The following is a 22538-nucleotide window of genomic DNA, read 5'->3' as shown; positions in this document are numbered from 1 at the left end:
TATCCTTTTTCTACTCGCAGTCAGTACGTTCAACACCTAAGAATTTTTACTCGTCTACAATCAAGTTTATTATCTACAAACATTTCCATAAAATCTATTTCCTCCATTATTTTTACTCAAAAAAACCTTCTGAATTACTAAAAAATGGTACGATGTGTGTAGATCTTACTTAAATTGGAGTGAATACTGTGAGAATAGAAATGCTCGAACAAAATAAAAAGAGTTGGAATAAGGTTGCTCATCATTTTAATGGAAAAGACGCTTTACCTAGTTATGGACCATATACACAAACAGAGGAAGAATTGAGGCTGTTTGATGACGTAGAGGATAAAAAGGTGCTGGACATCGGATGTGGCAGTGGTCATTCATTGCGATATTTGGCAGAAAAGGGGGCAGGTGAACTATGGGGCGTCGATTTATCTTCTGCACAAATTGATACGGCGAAAAGGACGCTGGAAGGTTTGAATGCCAACTTGCACTGTGCCCCTATGGAGGTCGATGTCGGCATCCCCAAAGACTATTTTGACGTTGTTTGTTCCATTTATGCCATTGGTTGGACAACAGACTTACCTACAACTTACAACATGATCCATTCTTACATGAAGCCAGGCGGATCTTTCATATTCAGCTGGGATCATCCGTTGTATCCGTTTCTGAAGAGTGAGAATGGTACGCTAACGTTTGCAGGATCTTATCAGGATGAAGGGACGACTACATATAGACATTTTAAAGGGGAGGATGCCCCTGTCTCGATTCCTAACAGGAAACTCGCTACATATGTCAACGAATTAATCAAAGCAGGTTTTGTGATTGAATCGATCGTAGAAAGTGATGTATCAGCTGCTTTTGACTCCGATGATGAGGATGTTTCCGACCGCTACTATTCACTGCATAAAGCGAAGAGGTTTCCAACCACCATGATCATAAAAGCACGGAAGCCATTCTAGCTGTAAATGGAATCGGTTGCTTAAGTAAAAGAAGCTCAAAAATCAGTTGAAAAATGAAGGGACGGGGCGCTTCCATCTTTGGAAACGCTCCGTCCCTGTTTAGACTATTTATAGGTGAGGCATTCATGTAGTTTCATTATGACAGATTTCCTTTAGTTCTTTGGAAAACTTCATGAAATCATCTTTCTTTTTATCACGTAACGCTTGGTCGATTTTCAATTCAAGCTGCTCTTTGCGGAATTTCAACAGGGCCTCGTCCAATACCATTTCCGCAAATAATGACACCATGCTTTCCATTTCTGGCTGTGTTGATTGAAGTAAATACTTTTTCATGAAAATCAACTCCTTGTCCTTTTTTAAATTATACAATAAATAGTCTTAATATTCAAACATTAAAGGGATTATGTTGGTTGAATTACTTGTTCATTGTATAAATAGCGCTGAAGTGAACAGATCACATATTCACCTGTCGTGACACCCAAACAAGTTGTAATAAGTGCTTCATTCCATGTCACTTGGTGAGTGAAGCCGGTCTTCATATAAATCGATAAACAAATTCCCTTTCGTATTGACCACTGCAAAGTAAATGTGTCCGACCTTTACTTTGCGCTTTTCAAGTTCATCGTTTAGCCATCGTTCATCATATTGAGGGGTGAAATTCTCATGAATCAATCTGCCCTCCATGATCAATTCGACAGGGATTGTAGTGGAAGCGGCTGAAGGGACGCTTCCATCCCATTTTGAAAAGGGCTCATATCTCTCTTTCCTTTTAATTGATACGACTCCACTCACTTCAAGGAGTGCATACTCCACTTGATTGATATCAAAGACCCCGAATTCCCTAAGATGTTGGTTAAGGTCATCAATTGAGAACTTCACTTTTTTCATATTTTCATCAAGGAGCTTTCCATGTTCGATCAGTACGGTCGGACTACCAGATATCCATGTCCTGAATTTCCTGCTTTTGAATGAGAGGGACAGAAATAAGTAAAATGTCAACACAAGAACAAGAAACGAGATGAACATTTCCTTAAAAGGATGTTCTGTGTCAAATCCCATGTTGGCAATGAATGACCCGACCGTCACGGAAAGGGCAAAGCTGTAGTGGTTTTTATGGGAATTGATATGCTTACCGACGAAATATGTAACAAAAATCAGCACAAGGAAACTGATAAACGTCCTGATTACCGGAAACCAAAATTCAGACATGACCATCCCCCTTTATAAAGAATTCGTTATCAGTATGGACAAAAATCAAATGGAACTAAACGCAAAAGAACTAGTAGGGGATGGGGGACAAGAGATAGAAATACGCTGTAATGAAAAACAAAGCAAAAGAGACTCCTCCCTTTTGCTTTGTTTTTCATATAGCCAGAGACTCACACTGCAATATCAGTCATTCTACATCAGAAATACACCTTGATCTTAACAAGGTCCTGGATACTTCCATCTTTCGCACTTCGGCTATACACCCATAATTCTCCTGAAGCTGTGGTTGGTGGACGATTGAATGAAAGCGGTGCATTGAAGAATCCGTAAGCCGGTGCACCTTCATCCGTCATCGCATACCGTTCACTCGTGACAATGACACCATTTTGATCCCTTAGTTGGTAATTGACGACTGCTTCAAATACCCTTGCAAACCCTTGTACAGATTGTCCACTATTGATGACGTTCCCCGGCAAAGGCTTAGTCACAAAGATGTTCCGCGAAGTAGGGATTGGAACAATCAAGTGAAAATCGGGCCATATGACATCCCTTTGGAAGCCTGGTCGTCCTGTATTTGCATCTTCAATGTCGGAAACGGAAACACCAAATCGCCTTGAAATGGAATAGAGGCTGTCACCGGTTACAATCTTATAAGAGAATGCAGGAACAAGCAGTTGCTGATCGACCAGAATGAGATCCGGGTTTGGAATGGAATTGACTCCTGCGAGTAAATCTACGTGTGTATCAAATGTTTGGGCAATCGCTGAAAGTGTATCGCCACTTGTGACAATATAATTCATAAGTGGGTTCGAAGCGGATGTCGGCACGACAAGCACATCACCGGGGAAAATCAAACCCCGATCTGTTACGGGAGGATATAAATGATTCGCCCTTTCAATGGCAGTTATCGTGCTCCCGAATTGGGCTGCTATCCCATAAAGTGTATTTCCAGGCTTCACCGTGTAAATGAGGCCTTTAGATTGAATCGTTGGCATTTTAACACCCCCTTTCCATGTATCCTATGAAAAGGGGGAAGGATAGAAAACGGCAGATTCATTATACTAGATGAAAGTCAGGAAAATGAACCTACTAAAACAAGAGGAAACCCTACTAATTCTTCACTTCATTTTTATGAAATTCCTATCAAAAGGACCACAAAACTTCCTATTTCATTTCGCTATCCCCAAACCGAACAACCGGTACCCTATTCATAACAGAAAAAGTATATTTATTGGTTCGGAAGACAAAGCTGATAACAATTGACGTCTTAAAAGGGTGAACATGATGTTCTTTAAGAAAAATGTGAAAAATCCCGATGTTGAAAAACCTGAGAGTACTGAAGATGAATGCGGAATCGCTTCTTCCTCTGCGGAATTCATTAGAGGAATTCAGAAACGGTTAAATAATAGTTCTGATGTAGCGGTGATCGATGTTAACCCGTTATTTACACTGATATACATAGAAACGTTGATTGATAAGAATATGTTGAATCGGGACATCCTCGCTCAGCTGAATAAGAATCCGAGTTCTCCTTCAGAAGTGGAACACAAAATACACGTAGGGAATGTAAAACAATATGAGTTATGCAAGGAAGCTCTGTTTGCATTGTTAAGCGGAGCTGTCCTTATCCATATAGAAGGTTATTCAGTGGTCGTCTCCGCAATGATCCCTTCCGGCCAGAGCCGCTCACTCAGTAAACCCGAGAATGAGTCCATCGTCATCGGTCCACAGCTTGGTTTCAACGAGAGTATCTCTACGAATGTTTCATTGGTCCGCAGGTACTTGATGAACCCTGATTTGACGAATGAATCGATGACAATGGGGGAAGAAAGCAAAACCAGCATTTCAATCATGTACATAAATGGAATTGCGTCTGATGAAATGGTAGAAACGGTAAAGCAGAGGATTGCTAATATCACGATTGATGGTGTCATCGATAGTTCGGTTCTTATGCAGTTAATAGAAGATAATTCCCTTACGATATTCCCGGTAATGGTTTTGACGGAGCGGCCTGATCGTGCCTGTTCATGGCTATTGAATGGAAAGGTTGTCATCATTGTAGACGGTAGCTCGCTCGTCATCGGCTGCCCTCAGAGTTTTGTAGAGTATTTTCAGAGTATGGAGGACCGGAACGTCAAGTGGCAGGTGGCTACCTTTTTCAGGATCCTACGTTTTATGGCGATGATTCTCTCTGTGTTTTTTACAGCTGTTTATGTCGCTTCCTTGACGTTCCATTATGAAATCATACCACAGCCCCTCCTGATCCCTTTAAGTGAATCCCGTTCAAGGGTGCCGTTCCCTCCAATCATCGAGGCATTATTATTGGAATTCATCATTGAATTACTAAGGGAAGCAGGAGCCCGCCTGCCTACAAAAGTTGGTCAGACGATGGGTATCGTTGGTGGTATTGTCATCGGAACAGCCGCTGTTCAGGCGGGGTTTACGAGCAATATCCTCATCATCATCGTTGCACTTGGTGCATTGTCATCATTTACAACGCCGAATTTCATGATGGGGAATGTGATTCGCATTTTACGATTCCCCATCATCATTCTAGCGGGTTTTTGGGGTTTTTATGGGATTATGTTTGCCTTTTGTTTCCTACTTATCCATCTCTTGAGGCAGTCGAGCCTCGGAAGTCCATTCCTTGCCCCTTTCTACCCGATTAGATTAAGGGATTTGGCGGATAGTATTGTAAGGTTACCATTGCCCTTTACTTCTAAACGCCCTTACGAAGCAAGGCCGCTTGATTCTGAGAGATATGAGAAGGAGAAATGATCGATGGGGCGGGGAGGAGATCGCAAGTGAACATATCATTCTATCCTAAACAACAGTATCTCGTTAACGCCATACTCGTCATGTTCATCGTGCATTCGGTGCAGTTGGGGGTCGGCGTGCAGGGCTTCCAAAGGGTCGTCTTTATGGAGGCGGGACACGATGCATGGATATCGGTCATCCTCTCAGGCTTTGTCACCAACATTATCGCCTTCATCATGGTCAAGACACTTAATGCATATGAAAGCTCGGATCTTTACGGCATCCACCGGGACTTGTATGGAAAGTGGTTCGGGACATTCATTAATATCATCTATATTGTTTATTGCCTCAGTGCATTTCTCGTCATCCTACGAAATTATATTGAAGTGATCCAGGCATGGGTGTTCCCAGAGGTGCCCACATGGTTTATTGCGCTTACCCTGTTACTCCTTGTCATCTACGGGGCGTTGGGTGGTTTCCGGGTCATTGTGGGAATCAGCTTTTTCAGTGTTTTTCTGTCATTGTGGCTCCTGCTCTTGATGGGATATCCGCTGAAATTCAGCAACTGGGAGAATGTGTTTCCCCTATTCGAGTCAAATGTGAAGGAAATCATACAAGGAGCCCATGCGATGACGTTCACAGTCATCGGTTTTGAACTTGTTTATTCCTTTTATCCATATATCAAAGAAAAACGGAAAGTACATAAATTCATGCAAATCGGCCTAGTTTATACAACAATCCTTTATTTGGCAATCATGTTGGTTAGCCTGAGTTACTTCAGCGGAGGACAACTTGAACGGACCATTTGGGGCACATTGTCTCTATTGAAGATTGTACGCCTGCCCTTTATTGAGCGCTTTGAATATGTGGGTATTACGTTCTGGATGCTGATCATTTTACCAAACCTCATGTTATATCTTTGGTCTGCCACTAGGGGGATGGGACGGGTCTTCCAATGGAACGAAAAACGGTTTATGTGGATCTTTTGCCTGATCTTGTTGGGGGCAACCCTGTTATTTACGACAAGGGACCAAATCAATTTTCTTAATGATTATTTTGCAAGGGTGTCATTTTATATCGTCTACTGCTACCCCATTGTCTTGTATATGTTCGTCTTGATTAAGAAGAGACTGGCAAGAAAGGATGAATAACATGAAAAAAGTGAAGCGTTTCATTATGGGTTCATTGATCCTCTCTTTACTGACTTCCTGTGCTGATGTAAAAACATTAGAGCAAATGGGCTTGATCACGACTGTGGGGTATGATTCTATGGACGGTGAAACCATTCACACAACGATGCTGATCCTTGAGACCGATCCCCAATCAATGGAAAGCTCGAATGTCATTTCCAACGACTCCTTGACAAGCAAAGGAGCGAGAATCAAAGCCAATCTAAAGTCCCCCAAAAAGCTTGCGTCCGGTCAGCTGAGGGTGGCGCTGTATGGGATGGGTGTGGCTAAGAGTGGTTTCATCAATCTTGCGGATACCCTCGCAAGGGACCATGCCATCAGTGATTTGACGTATTTGGCAGTGGTGGATGGAGAAGCAGGGGAAATCCTTGAACATAAATACGAACAATTTGCGGATGCAGGGCAATATATTTTTAAAGAAATCGAACAGAATATCAAGGGGGAAACCATCCCTTCACCGACTCTGCATGAAATTCTCCATAAATATTATTCAGTCGGGATCGATCCTTCCCTGCCACTACTTAAATTGAAAGACGACATGATCACTATCATCGGAATGGCAATCTTAAAAGACGATAAATTGGTTGGGAGTATCACCCCCGAACAGGCGTTTTATGTTAAATTGGTCAATGATCATTACGATGCCGGCAACTTTGAGATGACAATCCAGAACGGGAATGGGAAGAAACTGCTGAAGAAGGAAGAGGAATCTGAACTGATCGGCATTTCGCTTGATACCATTAAAAGTAAAAGTTTGATTACATTAACAAAAGAGAAGCCAGTTGAATTTGATTTGAAAATCAAACTGAATGCACGGTTGCAGGAAATCAATAAATCGATTGACTTGAATGATTCGAAAAACCTCGATCTCCTTGATGAACGAATCAAGAAGGAAATGACCAAAAAGGTAGAGGAATTAATTCAATACTGCCAATCCGTTGACTCAGATGTATTTGGATTCGGAGAAGTGTATAGGAGTTCGGTCCCACATTCTGGTTTAACGAAAAAAGAGTGGCATTCCATGTACAAGGATATCAAAGTGAACGTCAGCATTGACTTTGATATCGTAAGGACGGGAGTAGTGGAGTGAGGATGCCGGAAATGGCTTTAAATAAAAAAGGCTCAGCATGCACTGAGCCTTTTACGTTAATTATTTCGGCGTCCTGTTCACATAAGGATAAATTGGATCGACCAAACTGAATTCATACGTTTCACCATTCACGATTCCGACCACTTTATCACTATCATAGAGATTCAACATAAATTCCGCCATTTCCTTTGCAGTATGATATTGAGGGACCGAACCGCTATATTCGAACTCATTGATGTCCAATGATCGCTGCGCAAACTCTGTTTCAGTTGCAGCAGGCGCCAACACCTTCGCTTTCATTTCTGCCCCTTTTGCAGTGAGCTCCTGGGCAAGTCCTTCGGTAAATGCGCTGACATAGAACTTCGTGCTGCAATAGGTAACAGCATCTGCAACGATGGTATAGCCTCCACCTGAAGAGATGTTGATGAGCTGAGTACCTGGCACATTCTCATAATCACGGACGAACAGACTAGATAGTACGGTGAGCGCTTCGATATTGAGCCTCAGCATATTCTGGATTTTCGTCAAGTCTTGCTCCGCAACGGAGTCGAAGTTACCGAACCCTGCGTTGTTGATAAAGGTTTCAATGTCGTATTCTTTCAAACTGTTGTAGAAGGTATAGACCTGTTCACTGTCGGATAAATCTGCTGTTTTGATGACAACGTCAACGCTAGGATACTCAGAAACAATGGCTTCTTTAAGCTCTTGCAGCTTATCTTCCCGTCTTGCCACTGCAACGATATTCTTTCCTCTTTCTGCAAATGCCATTGCTGCCTCATATCCAATTCCTGAGCTTGCTCCTGTAATGACTGTATATTTCATGCTTGATACCTCCTGTTAAATGAATGGTACAATGGTATCCTACCGTTTAGAGTGCACTCTAAGTCAAGTAGGTATTCAAAAAGGGGGGACCGTAGATGAAAAGCATAGGAGAAGCGGCCGAATCATTGGGCGTCAGTTCTCATACGCTCAGGTACTACGAGAAAGAAGGAATTGTTGAGCCACATAGAACAAAAGCGGGTGTACGGAACTACAGCGAAGATCAACTGAATTGGCTGTCATTCGTTTTGAAGCTTAGGGATACACAGATGTCCATCTCCGACATCAAGACCTATACTCAACTGGTTTTGGAAGGAGAGCACACATCTAATCAAAGATTGAACTTATTGGAGAAACATCAAAAAAATATCGAAGAACAGATTGAAGCGATGCAAATTACGAATGAAATGGTGAAAAGGAAAATTTCAACCTATAAAGAAAGGATGAATAATAAAAAGAAGGGATGACTGGTCTAATAGAATTCGCGTTTGAAAGTAAATCATACAAAAAGGACGGTTTCCTTTATTATGAAAGGAAACCGTCCAAGAAATCCAATGCAGAAGATTTTTTAGCCAATGATCTTCACGGCAAATCGACGTTGCCTTGGCCCATCAAATTCACAGAAATAAACTCCCTGCCATGTACCGAGGAGCAATCGGCCATCATCAATGATGACCATCTGTGAATGACCCACCGTGCTTGTCTTTAAGTGAGAAGCCGTATTCCCTTCCATATGAAGATCCTTGGTGTGATTCCAAGGGTACACTTCATCCAGCCTCATCAAGAAGTCTGTCTTCACATCGGGATCGGCGTTTTCGTTGACCGTAATGCCGGCTGTTGTGTGAAGTGATTGAATAATCACGAGTCCGTCCGATACAGTTGATTGATCAACAAAATCCTGTACCATATCGGTGATGTCTATCATCTCGTCACGCCTGTGTGTTTCAATGTTGAAGATCTTCATACTTTCACTCCTATTAATGAAACTTTGATTGATCAATTACCGCTCAGTTTCTCATGCAGTCTTCTTGCTAGAGTCACACCTTCACTATTATCACCATGGAGACAAATCGTATCTGCCTTGATCGGGATGACCCGTCCATCGGCCGTCAAAACTTCTTGATTCTGGACCATTCTCATGACCTGCTCCTCCACCCTGTCAGCATCGTGCAATACCGCATCAGGGAGAGACCTTGGGGTAAGGGTGCCGTCGGACTGGTAAGTTCGGTCTGCGAAGACCTCATTTGCGACCACAAGCCCAACCTCTTGTCCAGCTTTTATCAGTTCACTTTCCGATAAACCGTATAAAACGAGAGAGTCGTCTAGATCATATACCGCTTTAGCAATCCCATGTGCGAGTCCTGCATCCTTCGCTGCCATATTATACAAAGTACCGTGAGGCTTGACGTGATGGAGCTGGCCACCCTGTGCCTTCACCATCGCAAACAGTGCCCCTACTTGATATTGGACCAATGCATAAGCCTCATCCGGTGTGATTTGGATATTCCTGCGCCCGAAACCTTGAAGATCGGGTAAACCTGGGTGGGCACCAATCTTCAGGCCATATGTATTCGCTTGTTTTACCGTCCTCAACATCACCTGTGGATCACCTGCGTGGAATCCACATGCTACATTGACAGAGGTGACATATTTCATCATTTCCTCATCTTTCCCAATCGTATAAGCACCAAAGCTTTCCCCTAAATCACAATTCAGATCGATCATCATCATCATCCTCTCTAGATTCTTCTGTTGATTACTCAATCTTATCATACGCTCAACATTCATACATCAAGGCCAGGCAAGAAATGAGAAATAGTCAAAATAGTATGTGAAAGCAGTAAAGTTTGGTAGAATGATGAAGATACATATGATGATGGATCATCTAAAAGAGAACGGTGAGTGACGGCTACTGCAAGGGGGGACTATGCTATGAAAATGAAAAAGCCCCCCTATAGAGGGGACTCTTGCTTTGAAGCATTCAGCTTCACTTTCATTTTTTTATAGAAGGATAGAACTTTACCACCTTCAGGCCGTTTCTCATCCATGACTCTTGTTCGTAAGATGAAATAGATGATTTCTTCGACGGACATTAAGACCATGAATAAACAGACGGACAGGATGATCCATATCAACATTGTTCTTCTCTCCTTTCCAAAAAGGATACCATCACCATATATATGGATATACATACCACTTCATGAACAGTATCAAACGCCGAGAGGGAATCCGATGAAAGCCATATTATTTGATTTAGATGAAACCTTACTTAATAGGAGCCAATCTCTTGAATATTTCATACATGACCAATACACTCGACTTTTTTCTTCTTATCAATTGGAAGAAGAGGATTTTTGTTCGAGATTCATTGAATGGGATCAAAGAGGATATGTGTGGAAAGATATCGTGTATGAACGATTGATCGCTCATTACTCATTGGATCACTTTCAGGTGAATGATTTGGTGGAAGATTATCTTGTGAATTTCGGAAGGCACGCAAAGGGTTTTGAAGGTGTCGACTCCGTCCTTTCCACGTTAAAAAAGGAAGGCTTTGTCCTCGGACTCATCACAAATGGCCGGGAAGATTTACAGTCCAGTTCCATTAAGGCCCTTCAAATAGAACAGTATTTTGACATCATGGTCATTTCGGAAAGCATCGGAATGAAAAAGCCTGACCCCCGCATTTTTCATCATGCATTGAGTCAGCTTGGCGTCGATCCCGAAAATGCCGTCTATATAGGGGATCATCCTGTAAACGATGTAGAGGCGGCACAAAAAGCTGGAATGCATGCAATCTGGAAAAGGACTTCCCATTGGGATGGAAAAGGAATACAGCATGTCATTGACGATTTGTCAGAAATTTTGACGTACCTTTCCCTGAAGGTGTAATAATGATTCGGCAGAGATGTGAATCAGTCGATCACCAATACGATCATAATGTGAATTCACACCCTTTTACCAAAATTTTATCCCCTTCTCATCAGATTTTAATTTTCGAGGAGGATGATAAAGTCAGAACTTAAAAGGGAGGTAATGATATGATGTGGATTCGCTTCATACCCATCCTGTTCTTCAGCATGACGGCTTTGACACTGTTTATGTTTCAAGGTATAGAAATTTTTCAGGCATTTTATGATTTTTTCTCAAAGAAATAAATGGATCAGGTATAGCAGGTGAGTGAATGAAAAGGATACTAGTGATTGAAGATGAAAAAAACTTATCACGTTTCATAGAGTTGGAATTGAAATATGAAGGATATGATATTGGCCTTGCATTTACAGGACGCGATGGACTCGAAATGGCGTTGAATGAGGAGTGGGATGTGATCCTTCTTGATCTCATGCTGCCGGGTCTGAATGGATTGGAAGTGTGCAGGCGAATCAGACAGAGCAAGGAAACGCCGATCCTGATGATCACTGCACGTGATAGCGTCATGGATAGAGTATCGGGTCTTGACAGTGGGGCTGATGATTATATCGTAAAGCCATTTGCGATCGAAGAACTTCTCGCAAGACTCCGTGCCGTCTTCAGGCGCACACAGAGTGATGGACCACAGACCCCTGTCACGACCTATACCCACAAGAACCTGACCGTGTATAAGGAATCAAGGCAGGTATACAAAGACGAGAAAGAAATCGAAGTGACGAAGAGGGAGTACGATCTGCTGCTGGCGTTTCTGGAAAATAAAAATATCGTCCTGACCCGTGAAGTACTGTTGAATAAAGTATGGGGGTACGATACAGAAGTCGAAACAAATGTGGTGGACGTTTATGTCCGTTACTTGCGTAATAAGCTGGACACACCAAATGAAGAAAGCATCATTCAAACAGTCCGTGGCACTGGATATGTGATGAGGTCATGATCGATTTGAAAAGTTGGGTCAAACCAACATCGCTAAAGGTGAAGTGGGCTCTTGCAGCAGGTTCAGCCATCTTCCTCGCCTTCTTTCTTTTCAGTTTCTTCCAATATCATGCCATCAATAAATGGATGTTGGATGAAGAAGAAAATAACTTCAGCCGTGTACTGGATGAAATTACGGTATTTTTTAAACAGCGGGGACCTAATGTCAAGCTTCAGGATATTTATGAAAGCAGGGACCTCATGAAGCAAATTGCGGAAAAGGACCAGACCATCAGGATCCTTGACCGTCAAGGGAAGCAAGCACTTGAGATCAGGGGCGAGAATGAACCCGCTTTTTATATTCCTTTCCAGCCTGTCAGGGATAAAACGGTCAACCTGATTGAATCTGACGGAAAGAAGGTCCTAATCGGACATTCCCCGATTGTTTCAAGGCAATTCAATGGATACGTCGAAATCATCCAGCCGCTGAACAGGTATGAGAATATAATGAAGAACTTATTCTGGATGATGTCAATTACAGGCATCGCTGCGCTGTTATTGAGTGCCCTACTTGGATACTTGATGGCCCGGAGCTTTATACGGCCCCTTAACAAGCTTTCTGAAGCGATGCGTTCAATTGAAAGGAATGGGTTCCAGCGAAGGGTTGAGACAACAAACGCCCACGATGAAATCAGTGAACTCTCACAAATCTTCAATAAAATGATGAGTGAGATCGAGAAGTCTTTCAGACAGCAGCAGCAATTCGTGGAGGATGCATCACACGAGCTCAGGACCCCTATACAAGTATTGGAGGGGCACCTGGCCCTTTTGAATAGGTGGGGTAAGAAGGACCCTACCATCCTCGAAGAGTCCCTGCAGGTGTCCTTGGAAGAGCTTGACAGGGTGAAGAGACTGGTCGGTGAGTTGCTCGAACTATCCAGGGCAGACCGCGAGTTGACGGATTATGAGAACGCAAGGGTTGACCTTGAGGAAGTTTCCACTAAGATCATCCGCGATTTTGCATTTCTTCATGAAGATTATCGTTTTGAATTAGTCAATGAACTGAAGAATAGTGAAGACGCCTTCATGCTGAAAAGGCATCTTGAACAGATCCTCGTCATCCTATTAGACAATGCTGTAAAATATTCGGAATCACATACGATGGTAAAGGTACGATTATTTGGCCAGGAGGATCGATTGGTGCTCGAAGTGAAAGATGAAGGGATTGGAATCCCTGAGGAAGATCTTCAAAAAGTATTTGATCGCTTCTATCGTGTGGATAAAGCGAGGAGCAGGGAAAAGGGCGGCTATGGACTTGGACTTGCGATTGCATCCAAACTGATCTTTAACTATGGTGGTACCATTGAAGCGTCTAACAATCAACCCACCGGTACCATTATCCGGGTCTCCTTGAAGAAAGCAATGGAGCATACGAATGAAGTCTAGACGTCTCAGTACTTATCTGAGACGTCTATTTCTGTATATTGCAGATCGACGCTTCTTGGAATCCTCAATTCAAGAATTCCATCCCTGTATTGTGCCATTGCCCCCTTTTTCTTGACGAGGGAAGGGAGCGTCAGCACTTGTCGGTCGCCGTGTTCAGGAATATTCTCGATGATCGCTTGATTCGAAGTGTGGAAAATCTTCATCTGTTTCATCCATTCTTCGTTCGGTATCTTCATCCTGATATAGACATCCTCAAAGGTTTCAAAGACATTGACTGGGATCTGATTGTGCTGGGCCGTCTTTTCTTGCTCTTGCTGGACCGGGTCCTTGTTCATTGAATGAATGAACGGTTGATGACCATTCATGGCCTCGGTTGGATTCATCATGCTGCTGTAGCCGCCGGGGAACATCTTTTTCATCATATCCTGTACATACGAGTCGATTTCTTTCGGATTCATTTTATTCATTTGATCTTTCATATCTTTGTTGAATGGAAACAGGCTCCAAGGAAACATAAGCATCACCTTTCTTTGACACATTTAAGATGTTCGCTTTACCAAGCCGTAAATGCCACGTGCGCATAAGTGTGGATGGTATAGTCTATGCACGATTGGGCGAATCGTTCAGGTCCAGCATGATTAAAGGTTCAACTTTAAGGGAAAGGAAGAGTAAACTGCTTAATCCAAAAATCCGGTTGACCGGAGACCAATGGCGATCATCAAAATGGATGTGGTTTCAAAGCGCTTTCCTATATAACAGCTTCAACACTTTTATTATAGGATTCTTACAAACAATAAAATTTTCCGAAATTGAGAAAAAGTATTTGGTTTTTTTTAGTAAGAGTAGTAAGATGGTTTATGAAAAAAAGTTACCTAAGTAGCTCTTATAAGAGGGTGGAGAAGAAAGCGCTTAATAGAAAGTTATTTCAGAATAATCGTTTTATATGAAGTTTTTCACAAATTACTATGGGAATATAAGTAAAAAAGCACATTCGAGGAGTACACAAAATTTTAAGAAATTTGTCATAAAGACTTTATCTTAATACTGTACAGTGATAAAATATCCTTGTAAGCGTTTTATTGCTTAAATAATATTATTCTTGCATAACAATAGTTGAATATTGGAATGGAAGGATACTTGATACCCAAAATTATACTAACTGGCAAATAGTTGGAGGTTTTTCAAAATGAAAAAGCAATCGACAAACCAAGGTGAGCCATGGCATTCCTTTTACGGACCAAATCTGGGCTACGTGATGGAGGTTTATGAGCAATTCCTTGAAGATCCATCCGAAGTAGACCCCGAACTTAGGGAATTATTTGAACAATGGGGGCCTCCTACTGCTGAAGATGTTGCAGTGATGGCAAACGCACAGAAAGCAGATGCTTCATTTACTTTGCCTGCCGAGCCCACTGCTCTAAGTAAGATGGTTGCAGCCGTCAAGCTTGCAGACAATATTCGTACATATGGTCATCTTGCTGCAGACATCAATCCGCTTAATGACCGAAATAAAGACACCAGAAGGATTGACTTATCGGAATTTGACTTGACGGAAGAAGATTTGAAGAGCATACCTGTCGAATTCTTATGCCCGGATGCACCTCCTCATATCAAGGATGGCCTTCAGGCAGTCAATCACTTGAAAGAAGTATACACTCAGAAGCTGGCATTCGAATATGCCCATGTACATGAACTTGAAGAGAAGAATTGGCTAAGGGAGAAAATCGAATCAGGCTCCTATTTCTCCTCATTATCAAAAGAACAAAAAGTAGCCTTACTAAAGCGCCTGACAGAAGTGGACGGATTCGAGAAATATATCCATCGTACATTTGTCGGCCAAAAACGCTTTTCAATCGAAGGATTGGATACAATGGTTCCACTACTGGACGAGTTGGTCCGCTATTCGGTTGAATCCGGTGCAAAAACCGTGAACATCGGCATGGCCCACCGTGGACGTTTGAATGTCCTCGCACATGTCATCGGTAAGCCGTATGAAATGATCTTTGCAGAGTTTCAACATGCACCTAGTAAAGATTTGATCCCTTCCGAAGGTTCAATCGGCATCACATTCGGCTGGACCGGGGATGTGAAGTATCACTTAGGGGCTGACAGGGAAATCTCACCGCAGGCAATGCCGACTGCAAGGGCTCGCGTGACACTCGCAAACAATCCGAGCCATCTTGAAGTGGTCAGCCCGATTGTCGCAGGTTATACACGTGCAGCACAGGAGAACCGTGAAGAGAACGGGTACCCTGCACAATCTTCAGAGACGTCTTATGCTGTCATGATTCACGGTGATGCTGCATTCCCAGGTCAGGGCGTGGTGGCAGAGACATTGAACATGAGCCGCTTACGCGGATATAATACTGGCGGTTCGATCCATCTGATCGCTAACAATATGATCGGATTCACGACGGAGAGCCGTGACTCACGTTCTACCAAATATGCATCTGATACAGCCAAAGGCTTTGAAGTGCCGATCGTCCATGTGAACGCTGATGATCCTGAAGCTTGTCTTGCTGCAGCTGTACTTGCCTATGAATATCGCAAAACATTCGGTAAGGATTTCGTAATCGATTTAATCGGTTACCGCCGATTCGGTCATAACGAAATGGATGAGCCAATGGTGACGAATCCACAAATGTATTCCATCATCCAGAATCATCCAAACGTAATGAAGCTTTATGCTGACAAACTGATTTCAGAAGGCATTGTAACGGAAGATGAATTCAATAAGATGCAATCAGAAGTGGAGGAAGTGCTGAAATCCGCATACGAGAAAGTGCCTGCAAAAGATGAAGATCCAGATACAGTCATGGCACCTCCGGAAGATGTGGCAAATGGCCTTCCTGAATTGAATACGTCGGTTGATTTCTCAAAATTGAAGAATATCAACGAAGAGCTGTTGGAATGGCCTGAAGGCTTCAATGTCTTCAAAAAGCTAGGGAAAATCCTACAGAGACGCGGCCTTGCTTTCGAAGGTAAAGGAAAAATCGATTGGGCGCACGCGGAGACACTCGCGTTCGCATCTATATTAAAAGATGGCACCCCGATCCGTCTGACAGGTCAGGATTCAGAACGTGGAACATTCGCTCAGCGGCACCTTGTCCTTCATGATGAAAAGACGGGAGAGGAATATATCCCATTGCATCATATCCAGGATGCGAATGCGTCGTTCGTCGTTCATAACAGTCCATTGACTGAAACTGCTGTAGTCGGATACGAGTATGGTTACAACGTTTTCGCTCCAGAGACGCTCGTCCTATGGGAAGCGCAATTCGGTGATTTCTCCAACATGGCCCAAGTGATGTTCGATCAGTTCATCTCTGCAGGCCGTGCAAAGTGGGGGCAGAAGTCGGGACTTGTCATGCTTCTTCCTCACGGTTATGAAGGTCAGGGCCCTGAGCACTCCAGCGCACGCCTGGAAAGATTCCTTCAATTGGGTGGGGAGTATAACTGGACGGTTGCAAACTGTTCGACTGCCGGACAATACTTCCATATCCTTCGCAGACAAGCTGCCATCCTTCAGAAAGAAGAAGTACGCCCGCTTGTCATCATGACGCCAAAGAGTCTCTTGCGTAACCAGTTTGCATCGGTGACAGCAGAAGAACTGGCAGGAGGGGAATTCCATTCCGTCTTGGAGCAAAAGGGAATGGGAGAACATCACGAAGCAGTGGAACGCATTGTAATCGGAAGCGGTAAGGTCACCATTGACCTTGAAGAAAAGCTTCAAGGCAAAGAAGACATGGATTGGCTCCATATCCTTCGACTTGAAGAGATATATCCGTTCCCTAATAACCATTTAGAGGGCATCCTCGATCGCTATCCGAACCTGAAGGAACTAGTATGGATCCAGGAAGAGCCTAAAAATATGGGCGCTTGGACATTTGTGGAACCAAGACTGCGTGACTTGGCGAAAGATGGCGTGGAGGTTCAGTATGTGGGACGACGCAGACGTTCCAGTCCTTCAGAAGGTGAACCATACGTACACAAAAAAGAACAAGCACGTATTATTACAGAAGCGTTAACCCGATAAGAAAGAGGAGGACATCACAGTGGCAGAAATCAAAGTTCCAGAACTTGCAGAATCAATTACAGAAGGTACGATTGCTCAATGGTTGAAACAACCAGGCGATTACGTTGAAAAAGGCGAATACATCGTAGAGCTTGAGACAGATAAAGTAAATGTAGAAGTGATTTCTGAAGAAGCAGGTACCATTCAAGAACTTAAAGCTGATGAAGGTGACACTGTAGAAGTAGGACAGGTCATTGCCATTGTAGGCGCAGGCGGGGAAGCTCCTACACCTTCAGAACAACAAGAAGAAAAGGCAGAACCTAAACAAGAGGAGAAAGCAGAAGAGAAGACAGCTCAAGAAGCTCCTGCTGCGAAAGAGGATAAGAAGAATCGTCCGATCGCATCACCGGCCGCACGCAAGCTAGCCCGTGAAAAGGGAATCGACCTTTCTCAAGTCCCTACCGATCCACTTGGAAGAGTGCGCAAGCAAGATATTGAAGCATTTGAAAACAGACCTGCTTCAACACCTGCAAAGCCTGCACAGGAAGCCAAGAAGGCACCTGCCAAGAAAGATGATGGTAAGCCTGTTGTGCGTGAAAAGATGTCCCGTCGCAGACAAACCATCGCAAAACGCCTTGTCGAAGTACAGCAAACAGCTGCCATGCTCACGACATTCAATGAAATTGACATGTCAGCCGTAATGGAATTGCGTAAACGCAAGAAAGATAAATTCTTCGAGGATCACGATGTAAGATTAGGCTTCATGAGCTTCTTTACGAAGGCCGTGGTAGCTGCCCTTAAGAAATATCCTTACGTCAACGCTGAAATCGATGGTGATGAAATCGTTCTGAAGAAATACTATGATGTCGGTGTTGCTGTTTCCACTGAAGACGGTCTTGTAGTACCGGTTGTAAGGGATTGCGAACGCAAAAACTTCGCTGAGATCGAAGGCGAAATCATGGAGCTTGCAACAAAGGCAAGAAATAACAAACTTGCCCTTTCCGATCTGCAAGGTGGTTCATTCACGATTACCAATGGAGGCGTATTCGGATCTTTACTTTCTACTCCAATCCTTAACGGGCCTCAAGTCGGAATCTTGGGTATGCATACAATCCAGCTTCGACCAGTGGCGATCGACAAGGAAAAAATGGAAAATCGCCCGATGATGTACATTGCACTTTCTTATGATCACCGAATCATTGATGGCAAGGAAGCAGTAGGATTCCTGTCTACAATCAAGAACTTGCTTGAAAACCCTGAAGATTTATTATTAGAGGGATAACCTCCACTACTTGAATGATATAGATGAATGAGTTTGCCGATACACTGATTGTGTATCGGCCTTTTTTTGTTTGATTACGATCACTCTTTTCACATCTTGCATAAAATATAGTAAGACGAAAAGATTTTTCCTTAAGGAAAGATTAGGACGAAGGGAGATGAGCGGAAATGAATCAACGATATATTAAAAAGCTCATGTACTACACGTATTTCCTACACAAGATCGGCTTGCTGGATCATGAACAAAAACAACAGATTGAGGATCATTATACTAAGAAATAATGGGATGAAAACGTAAAAAAACAGACTCCTATATAGGAGTCTGTAAAACAACGATTCTCGAGGGGGGTGAGAATGTCTTCATATCGTTATTTCTTTGTTTCCATCATCATTTCCTAAAAGGTTTCAATCCTCGGTTTCGGATCTCTTTTCTTAATAATTGAATCCAGTCCTGATCATTCCCTTGCTTCTCAGCATCACGATACGCTGCGACTAACTGTTCATTACTTAAGATTTTCATGACCAACCTCCTAGGAATGTTTAAAATATAGAATTTTCTATATTTTCTATTTATTTTACATAGAAAGGGTCCATTTGAAAAGGGTTTTTTTACGATTTGCATCAAAAGTTGGATTTTCTTTTATTTTGTAGAATGAGGTTTATTTTTTAGGGATTTTGTCAATAATAATAGGTTGGTGTTTTTTTAAAAGGATTCTTTTTAGTTGGGCTGTTAAACACCGCTGTTGATTTCCGTGAAAGACTTCGCTTTCCGCGGGTAGCCTGTGAGCCTCCTCGTCACTGCGTTCCTGGGGGTCTCACATAAGCTACTCTTCCCGCAGGAGTCTTCGTCTTTCACTCCAATCAACAGCTGGAACAACTTCAAAAATGCGTCTTCAGCATTCTATGCCTCACTTTTAGTCAAACGTTATTAAAAAATGAAGGATAATTCAACCTATATCATTTTGCGTGTTAATCAGCTTGAGTTATTGCTCAAAATATCCACAAAGCACCACAACCCCTTAAATCCTGAAATTAAAGCATTAACAAAGAGAACCTATATTATCAATTTGATAAATTTAAATGATATTAGTTTGAATATTTCAACTTTTGTGATAATATACACGCATAGAATACAATTTTGCTGCATTTGCAGGGTAGTTATTCAAAGGGGGATGTGGATTTGACGGATATTTTAGAAACGACGATTGGGGAATTGCTTGAGGAAAAGGCCAGGATACAGCCAGATCATGAAGCTGTCGTTTATGCTGACAGGGGACTGAGGTGGACCTATGATGAGTTGAATCAAAAAGCCAGACAAGCAGCAAAGGGATTGATGAAGCTAGGAGTGGAAAAAGGCGAACATATTGCGATTTGGGCTTCTAATACGCCTGAATGGATCCTCAGCCAATTTTCAACAGGGAAAATGGGGGCTGTACTGGTTACAGTCAATACCAATTACCGTACGGCTGAGCTTGAGTATCTGCTGAGGCAGTCCGACAGTACAACCATCATACTGATGGAGGAATATAGAGGGGCTTCTTACATCGATATGCTCTACGAAATCTGTCCTGAACTAGCAGACTCCGAACCTGGTCATTTACATAGCGAAAAGCTGCCTAAATTAAAGAATGTCATTGTAATGGGGGACAAGCAATTCCCGGGGACATTTAAATGGGATGATGTCATGACGCTCGGGGGTGAGATAGGGGATGAGCTCCTTGATGAAAGACTCAACGACCTATCACCCGATGAAGTCATCAATATGCAATATACATCGGGGACGACCGGGTTCCCTAAGGGTGTCATGTTGACGCATGCGAACATCGTCAACAACGCTTATAACGTAGCTTCTTGTATGAGGCTATCACAAGATGACCGATTGTGCATCCCGGTTCCATTCTTCCACTGCTTTGGTTGTGTGATGGGCACACTTGCCTGTGTGTCAGTGGGAGCAGTGATGGTACCAGTTCAGGAATTCAGTCCTGAAAAAGTGTTAGAGACTGTGCAAAATGAAAAATGTACTGCCTTGCATGGAGTACCGACTATGTTCATCGGCGAATTGAATTTACCGGATTTTGATACTTACAACCTATCCAGCCTTAGGACAGGGATCATGGCAGGCAGCAATTGTCCAATCGAAGTCATGAAAGATGTAATGAATAGAATGGGAGCTGAAGAGATTACAATAGCCTATGGGCAGACGGAATCCTCACCTGTCATCACCCAGACGCGCACTCATGACCCGATCGAATTGAAAGTCGAGACTGTCGGTAGAGCACTTCCACATGTAGAGGTAAAGATCGTCGAACCGGGAACAGATCACGAGGTGCCTGCAGGTACACAAGGGGAGCTTTGCACTCGCGGATATCATGTGATGAAAGGATACTATAAGAACGAGGAAGCAACAAAGGCTGCGATTGACAGTGAAGAATGGCTGCATACCGGAGACCTGGCTGTCATGGATGAACACGGCTATTGCAGGATCACGGGGAGATTGAAAGACATGATCATAAGGGGTGGTGAAAACATTTACCCTCGAGAAATTGAAGAATTCCTATATTCTCACCCTAAAGTATTGGACGTTCAAATCATAGGTATACCCGATGAGACATTCGGAGAGGAAGTAATGGCATGGATCATTCTGAAAGATGGACAAACGGCAACGCCAGAAGAAATAAAAGAATATTGTAACGGGAAGATTTCCAGGCATAAGATCCCGAGGTATATCGAGTTTACGGATGCTTATCCGATGACGGCATCTGGCAAGATCCAGAAGTTCAGACTGAAAGAACAAGCTCAACAGGTGATCGCAACAAACTTGTGATCCGATTTGTAAGCGCATTCTAAACATACCTGGATAGACTTTTTAAATGAGAGATATGTGAAGAGTACATTCACCAAAACGAAAACACCGTTCTAATACGGTGTTTTCGTTTTGTTTCACTACTTGTCTCACAACGGTCAAAAACAAGACCAACATTCCGCTGAAACTTCAAAAAGATTCTGATAAAATGGTTCTTATAAAACGTTAACAGGTTAGGAGAGGTAAAGTGAACGTATTTGTATATGGCACGCTAAGAAGGCATGAGAGCAATCATTACCTCCTGGAGGGCGCTGAACTTCTACATGAACAGGCGTGGGTCAAAGGGGAGCTATTTGATACCGGTGCAGGTTATCCAGCCCTTAAAGAAGGGGACGGATTCGTCTATGGCGAAATATATAAGATAAACGATGGGATTCTACATAAATTGGATGACATCGAGGACTTTATTGAAGGCAGGGAAGATAATCTATATCACCGGCAAATTCAACGAGTCGAAACCGACCAAGGTCAGACAGAAGCATATGTCTATTTTGGGCTTGTAAATAAGATGTTTAAGACAGTAATTCATTCAGGGGATTGGAAGGTTCATCAATTCATCGAAACCAAGCCCGAGCGGATATTATATTTTGCATATGGTTCCTGTATGGACGATGCCCGCTTCAAACTGGCAAAGGTCGACCATCACTTCAAAAAATGCCTAGGTGCAGGATTTTTGAAAGGGTATACGATGAAATATTTATTTAAGGTTGAAGATGGCGGCAGAGGGGATATCATTGAAGATGGAGGATCGATGGAAGGCGTCGTATATGATGTGCCCCAGGAAGCGGTTGAATATCTATTCAAGAGGGAAGGTGTGGTTCCCGGCTGGTACAGGGCAGCATTTATCGATGTAGTCATCAAAGGGAAACGATACAATGACGTACTGACGTTCATCGTAAAAACGAAGTTCCATGAAGTTCTTCCCCCTGACCATTATGCCCGCGAAATCTTAAGGGGGAGTATGCCCCATGTCAGCAGGGAGTACCACGATAAACTACAGAAGCAGCTGCTAGACCTCGGCATGACTGAAGACCAAGTGAAAGGACTTATGGACGATCCCATCATTCAATGACCCATTCAT

At 42.9% G+C, this 22538-nt stretch carries 21 protein-coding genes; 12 read left to right on the top strand and 9 right to left on the bottom strand.

The window, feature by feature from the left end; translation table 11 throughout:
* Positions 1-200: 200 nt before the first annotated feature.
* Positions 201-947, top strand: a complete 747-nt coding sequence (locus LCM10_RS03185) for a class I SAM-dependent methyltransferase (protein ID WP_263621412.1) — start codon at positions 201-203, stop codon at positions 945-947.
* A 123-nt stretch (positions 948-1070) separates the two neighbouring features.
* On the opposite strand, the gene LCM10_RS03180 is transcribed toward LCM10_RS03185, so the two are convergent.
* The 3 genes from LCM10_RS03180 to LCM10_RS03170 form a co-directional block, all read right to left on the bottom strand.
* Positions 1071-1280 carry an IDEAL domain-containing protein gene (locus LCM10_RS03180; RefSeq protein WP_224874642.1) on the bottom strand — a complete coding sequence of 70 codons (210 nt, stop codon included), beginning with the start codon at positions 1278-1280 and terminating at the stop codon, positions 1071-1073.
* Positions 1281-1448: 168 nt separating this feature from the next.
* Complete coding sequence (locus tag LCM10_RS03175) at positions 1449-2156, bottom strand: DUF421 domain-containing protein (RefSeq protein WP_224874640.1); 708 nt, start codon at positions 2154-2156, stop codon at positions 1449-1451.
* Positions 2157-2353: 197 nt separating this feature from the next.
* Positions 2354-3151, bottom strand: coding sequence for a LysM peptidoglycan-binding domain-containing protein (locus tag LCM10_RS03170; protein WP_224874638.1), 798 nt, complete (start codon positions 3149-3151; stop codon positions 2354-2356).
* Positions 3152-3437: 286 nt separating this feature from the next.
* Here LCM10_RS03170 and LCM10_RS03165 point away from each other — a divergent pair, with 286 nt between their 5' ends.
* From LCM10_RS03165 to LCM10_RS03155, 3 genes are read left to right on the top strand one after another with little or no spacing between them, the layout of a single operon-like run.
* Positions 3438-4934 (top strand): spore germination protein, encoded by a 1497-nt coding sequence (locus LCM10_RS03165; protein WP_224874637.1) that lies wholly within the window; start codon positions 3438-3440, stop codon positions 4932-4934.
* Positions 4935-4960: 26 nt separating this feature from the next.
* Positions 4961-6064 (top strand): GerAB/ArcD/ProY family transporter, encoded by a 1104-nt coding sequence (locus tag LCM10_RS03160; RefSeq protein WP_224874635.1) that lies wholly within the window; start codon positions 4961-4963, stop codon positions 6062-6064.
* A 1-nt stretch (position 6065) separates the two neighbouring features.
* The gene (locus tag LCM10_RS03155; RefSeq protein WP_224874632.1) at positions 6066-7193 is read left to right on the top strand and encodes a Ger(x)C family spore germination protein; all 1128 of its coding nucleotides are present in this window, start codon (positions 6066-6068) and stop codon (positions 7191-7193) included.
* Between the two features lie 60 nt (positions 7194-7253).
* On the opposite strand, the gene LCM10_RS03150 is transcribed toward LCM10_RS03155, so the two are convergent.
* Positions 7254-8015 (bottom strand): SDR family NAD(P)-dependent oxidoreductase, encoded by a 762-nt coding sequence (locus tag LCM10_RS03150; RefSeq protein ID WP_224874630.1) that lies wholly within the window; start codon positions 8013-8015, stop codon positions 7254-7256.
* A gap of 95 nt (positions 8016-8110) precedes the next feature.
* Here LCM10_RS03150 and LCM10_RS03145 point away from each other — a divergent pair, with 95 nt between their 5' ends.
* Complete coding sequence (locus LCM10_RS03145; RefSeq protein WP_224874628.1) at positions 8111-8479, top strand: MerR family transcriptional regulator; 369 nt, start codon at positions 8111-8113, stop codon at positions 8477-8479.
* Positions 8480-8580: 101 nt separating this feature from the next.
* Here LCM10_RS03145 and LCM10_RS03140 read toward each other — a convergent pair whose 3' ends face one another.
* From LCM10_RS03140 to LCM10_RS03130, 3 genes are all read right to left on the bottom strand, one after another.
* Complete coding sequence (locus LCM10_RS03140; RefSeq protein WP_224874626.1) at positions 8581-8976, bottom strand: secondary thiamine-phosphate synthase enzyme YjbQ; 396 nt, start codon at positions 8974-8976, stop codon at positions 8581-8583.
* Positions 8977-9008: 32 nt separating this feature from the next.
* Entirely contained in the window at positions 9009-9743 is a 735-nt protein-coding gene (locus LCM10_RS03135) for a 5-oxoprolinase subunit PxpA (RefSeq protein WP_224875584.1), read from the bottom strand.
* 221 nt (positions 9744-9964) lie between these two features.
* Positions 9965-10150 carry a hypothetical protein gene (locus tag LCM10_RS03130; protein WP_224874625.1) on the bottom strand — a complete coding sequence of 62 codons (186 nt, stop codon included), beginning with the start codon at positions 10148-10150 and terminating at the stop codon, positions 9965-9967.
* A 94-nt stretch (positions 10151-10244) separates the two neighbouring features.
* Here LCM10_RS03130 and LCM10_RS03125 point away from each other — a divergent pair, with 94 nt between their 5' ends.
* The 3 genes from LCM10_RS03125 (at position 10245) to LCM10_RS03115 (ending at position 13298) form a co-directional block, all read left to right on the top strand.
* Positions 10245-10901, top strand: coding sequence for an HAD family hydrolase (locus LCM10_RS03125; RefSeq protein WP_224874623.1), 657 nt, complete (start codon positions 10245-10247; stop codon positions 10899-10901).
* A gap of 292 nt (positions 10902-11193) precedes the next feature.
* Positions 11194-11874, top strand: a complete 681-nt coding sequence (locus LCM10_RS03120) for a response regulator transcription factor (protein ID WP_224874621.1) — start codon at positions 11194-11196, stop codon at positions 11872-11874.
* Entirely contained in the window at positions 11871-13298 is a 1428-nt protein-coding gene (locus tag LCM10_RS03115) for a HAMP domain-containing histidine kinase (RefSeq protein ID WP_224874620.1), read from the top strand. Before LCM10_RS03120 ends, LCM10_RS03115 begins: the two co-directional genes overlap by 4 nt.
* Positions 13299-13303: 5 nt before the next feature.
* On the opposite strand, the gene LCM10_RS03110 is transcribed toward LCM10_RS03115, so the two are convergent.
* Positions 13304-13813 carry an Hsp20/alpha crystallin family protein gene (locus LCM10_RS03110; protein ID WP_224874619.1) on the bottom strand — a complete coding sequence of 170 codons (510 nt, stop codon included), beginning with the start codon at positions 13811-13813 and terminating at the stop codon, positions 13304-13306.
* 671 nt (positions 13814-14484) lie between these two features.
* Here LCM10_RS03110 and LCM10_RS03105 point away from each other — a divergent pair.
* Both LCM10_RS03105 and odhB read left to right on the top strand, forming a co-directional pair.
* Complete coding sequence (locus LCM10_RS03105) at positions 14485-17334, top strand: 2-oxoglutarate dehydrogenase E1 component (protein ID WP_224874618.1); 2850 nt, start codon at positions 14485-14487, stop codon at positions 17332-17334.
* A gap of 19 nt (positions 17335-17353) precedes the next feature.
* Positions 17354-18595: a 2-oxoglutarate dehydrogenase complex dihydrolipoyllysine-residue succinyltransferase gene (gene odhB / locus LCM10_RS03100; RefSeq protein WP_224874615.1), complete on the top strand. Its 1242-nt coding sequence runs from the start codon at positions 17354-17356 to the stop codon at positions 18593-18595.
* Between the two features lie 387 nt (positions 18596-18982).
* Here the strand turns inward: odhB and sda are convergent, their stop codons facing one another.
* Positions 18983-19114, bottom strand: a complete 132-nt coding sequence (gene sda, locus LCM10_RS03095) for a sporulation histidine kinase inhibitor Sda (RefSeq protein WP_224874613.1) — start codon at positions 19112-19114, stop codon at positions 18983-18985.
* Between the two features lie 669 nt (positions 19115-19783).
* Here sda and LCM10_RS03090 point away from each other — a divergent pair.
* Complete coding sequence (locus tag LCM10_RS03090; RefSeq protein ID WP_224875583.1) at positions 19784-21418, top strand: AMP-binding protein; 1635 nt, start codon at positions 19784-19786, stop codon at positions 21416-21418.
* 226 nt (positions 21419-21644) lie between these two features.
* Positions 21645-22529, top strand: coding sequence for a gamma-glutamylcyclotransferase (locus LCM10_RS03085; protein ID WP_224874611.1), 885 nt, complete (start codon positions 21645-21647; stop codon positions 22527-22529).
* Positions 22530-22538: the final 9 nt, after the last annotated feature.

The sequence above is a fragment of the Rossellomorea aquimaris genome (assembly GCF_020171925.1).
Classification (GTDB): domain Bacteria; phylum Bacillota; class Bacilli; order Bacillales; family Bacillaceae_B; genus Rossellomorea; species Rossellomorea aquimaris_F.
Note: the sequence above shows the minus strand (reverse complement) of the source record. Positions and strands in the feature narration are given on the sequence as shown.

Coding starts and splice junctions, on each gene's coding strand:
- LCM10_RS03185 (WP_263621412.1), top strand. CDS start 201: ATGCTCGAACAAAATAAAAAGAGTTGGAATAAGGTTGCTCATCATTTT.
- LCM10_RS03180 (WP_224874642.1), bottom strand. CDS start 1,280: ATGAAAAAGTATTTACTTCAATCAACACAGCCAGAAATGGAAAGCATG.
- LCM10_RS03175 (WP_224874640.1), bottom strand. CDS start 2,156: ATGTCTGAATTTTGGTTTCCGGTAATCAGGACGTTTATCAGTTTCCTT.
- LCM10_RS03170 (WP_224874638.1), bottom strand. CDS start 3,151: ATGCCAACGATTCAATCTAAAGGCCTCATTTACACGGTGAAGCCTGGA.
- LCM10_RS03165 (WP_224874637.1), top strand. CDS start 3,438: ATGATGTTCTTTAAGAAAAATGTGAAAAATCCCGATGTTGAAAAACCT.
- LCM10_RS03155 (WP_224874632.1), top strand. CDS start 6,066: ATGAAAAAAGTGAAGCGTTTCATTATGGGTTCATTGATCCTCTCTTTA.
- LCM10_RS03150 (WP_224874630.1), bottom strand. CDS start 8,015: ATGAAATATACAGTCATTACAGGAGCAAGCTCAGGAATTGGATATGAG.
- LCM10_RS03145 (WP_224874628.1), top strand. CDS start 8,111: ATGAAAAGCATAGGAGAAGCGGCCGAATCATTGGGCGTCAGTTCTCAT.
- LCM10_RS03140 (WP_224874626.1), bottom strand. CDS start 8,976: ATGAAGATCTTCAACATTGAAACACACAGGCGTGACGAGATGATAGAC.
- LCM10_RS03135 (WP_224875584.1), bottom strand. CDS start 9,743: ATGATGATGATCGATCTGAATTGTGATTTAGGGGAAAGCTTTGGTGCT.
- LCM10_RS03130 (WP_224874625.1), bottom strand. CDS start 10,150: ATGTTGATATGGATCATCCTGTCCGTCTGTTTATTCATGGTCTTAATG.
- LCM10_RS03125 (WP_224874623.1), top strand. CDS start 10,245: ATGAAAGCCATATTATTTGATTTAGATGAAACCTTACTTAATAGGAGC.
- LCM10_RS03120 (WP_224874621.1), top strand. CDS start 11,194: ATGAAAAGGATACTAGTGATTGAAGATGAAAAAAACTTATCACGTTTC.
- LCM10_RS03115 (WP_224874620.1), top strand. CDS start 11,871: ATGATCGATTTGAAAAGTTGGGTCAAACCAACATCGCTAAAGGTGAAG.
- LCM10_RS03110 (WP_224874619.1), bottom strand. CDS start 13,813: ATGTTTCCTTGGAGCCTGTTTCCATTCAACAAAGATATGAAAGATCAA.
- LCM10_RS03105 (WP_224874618.1), top strand. CDS start 14,485: ATGAAAAAGCAATCGACAAACCAAGGTGAGCCATGGCATTCCTTTTAC.
- sda (WP_224874613.1), bottom strand. CDS start 19,114: ATGAAAATCTTAAGTAATGAACAGTTAGTCGCAGCGTATCGTGATGCT.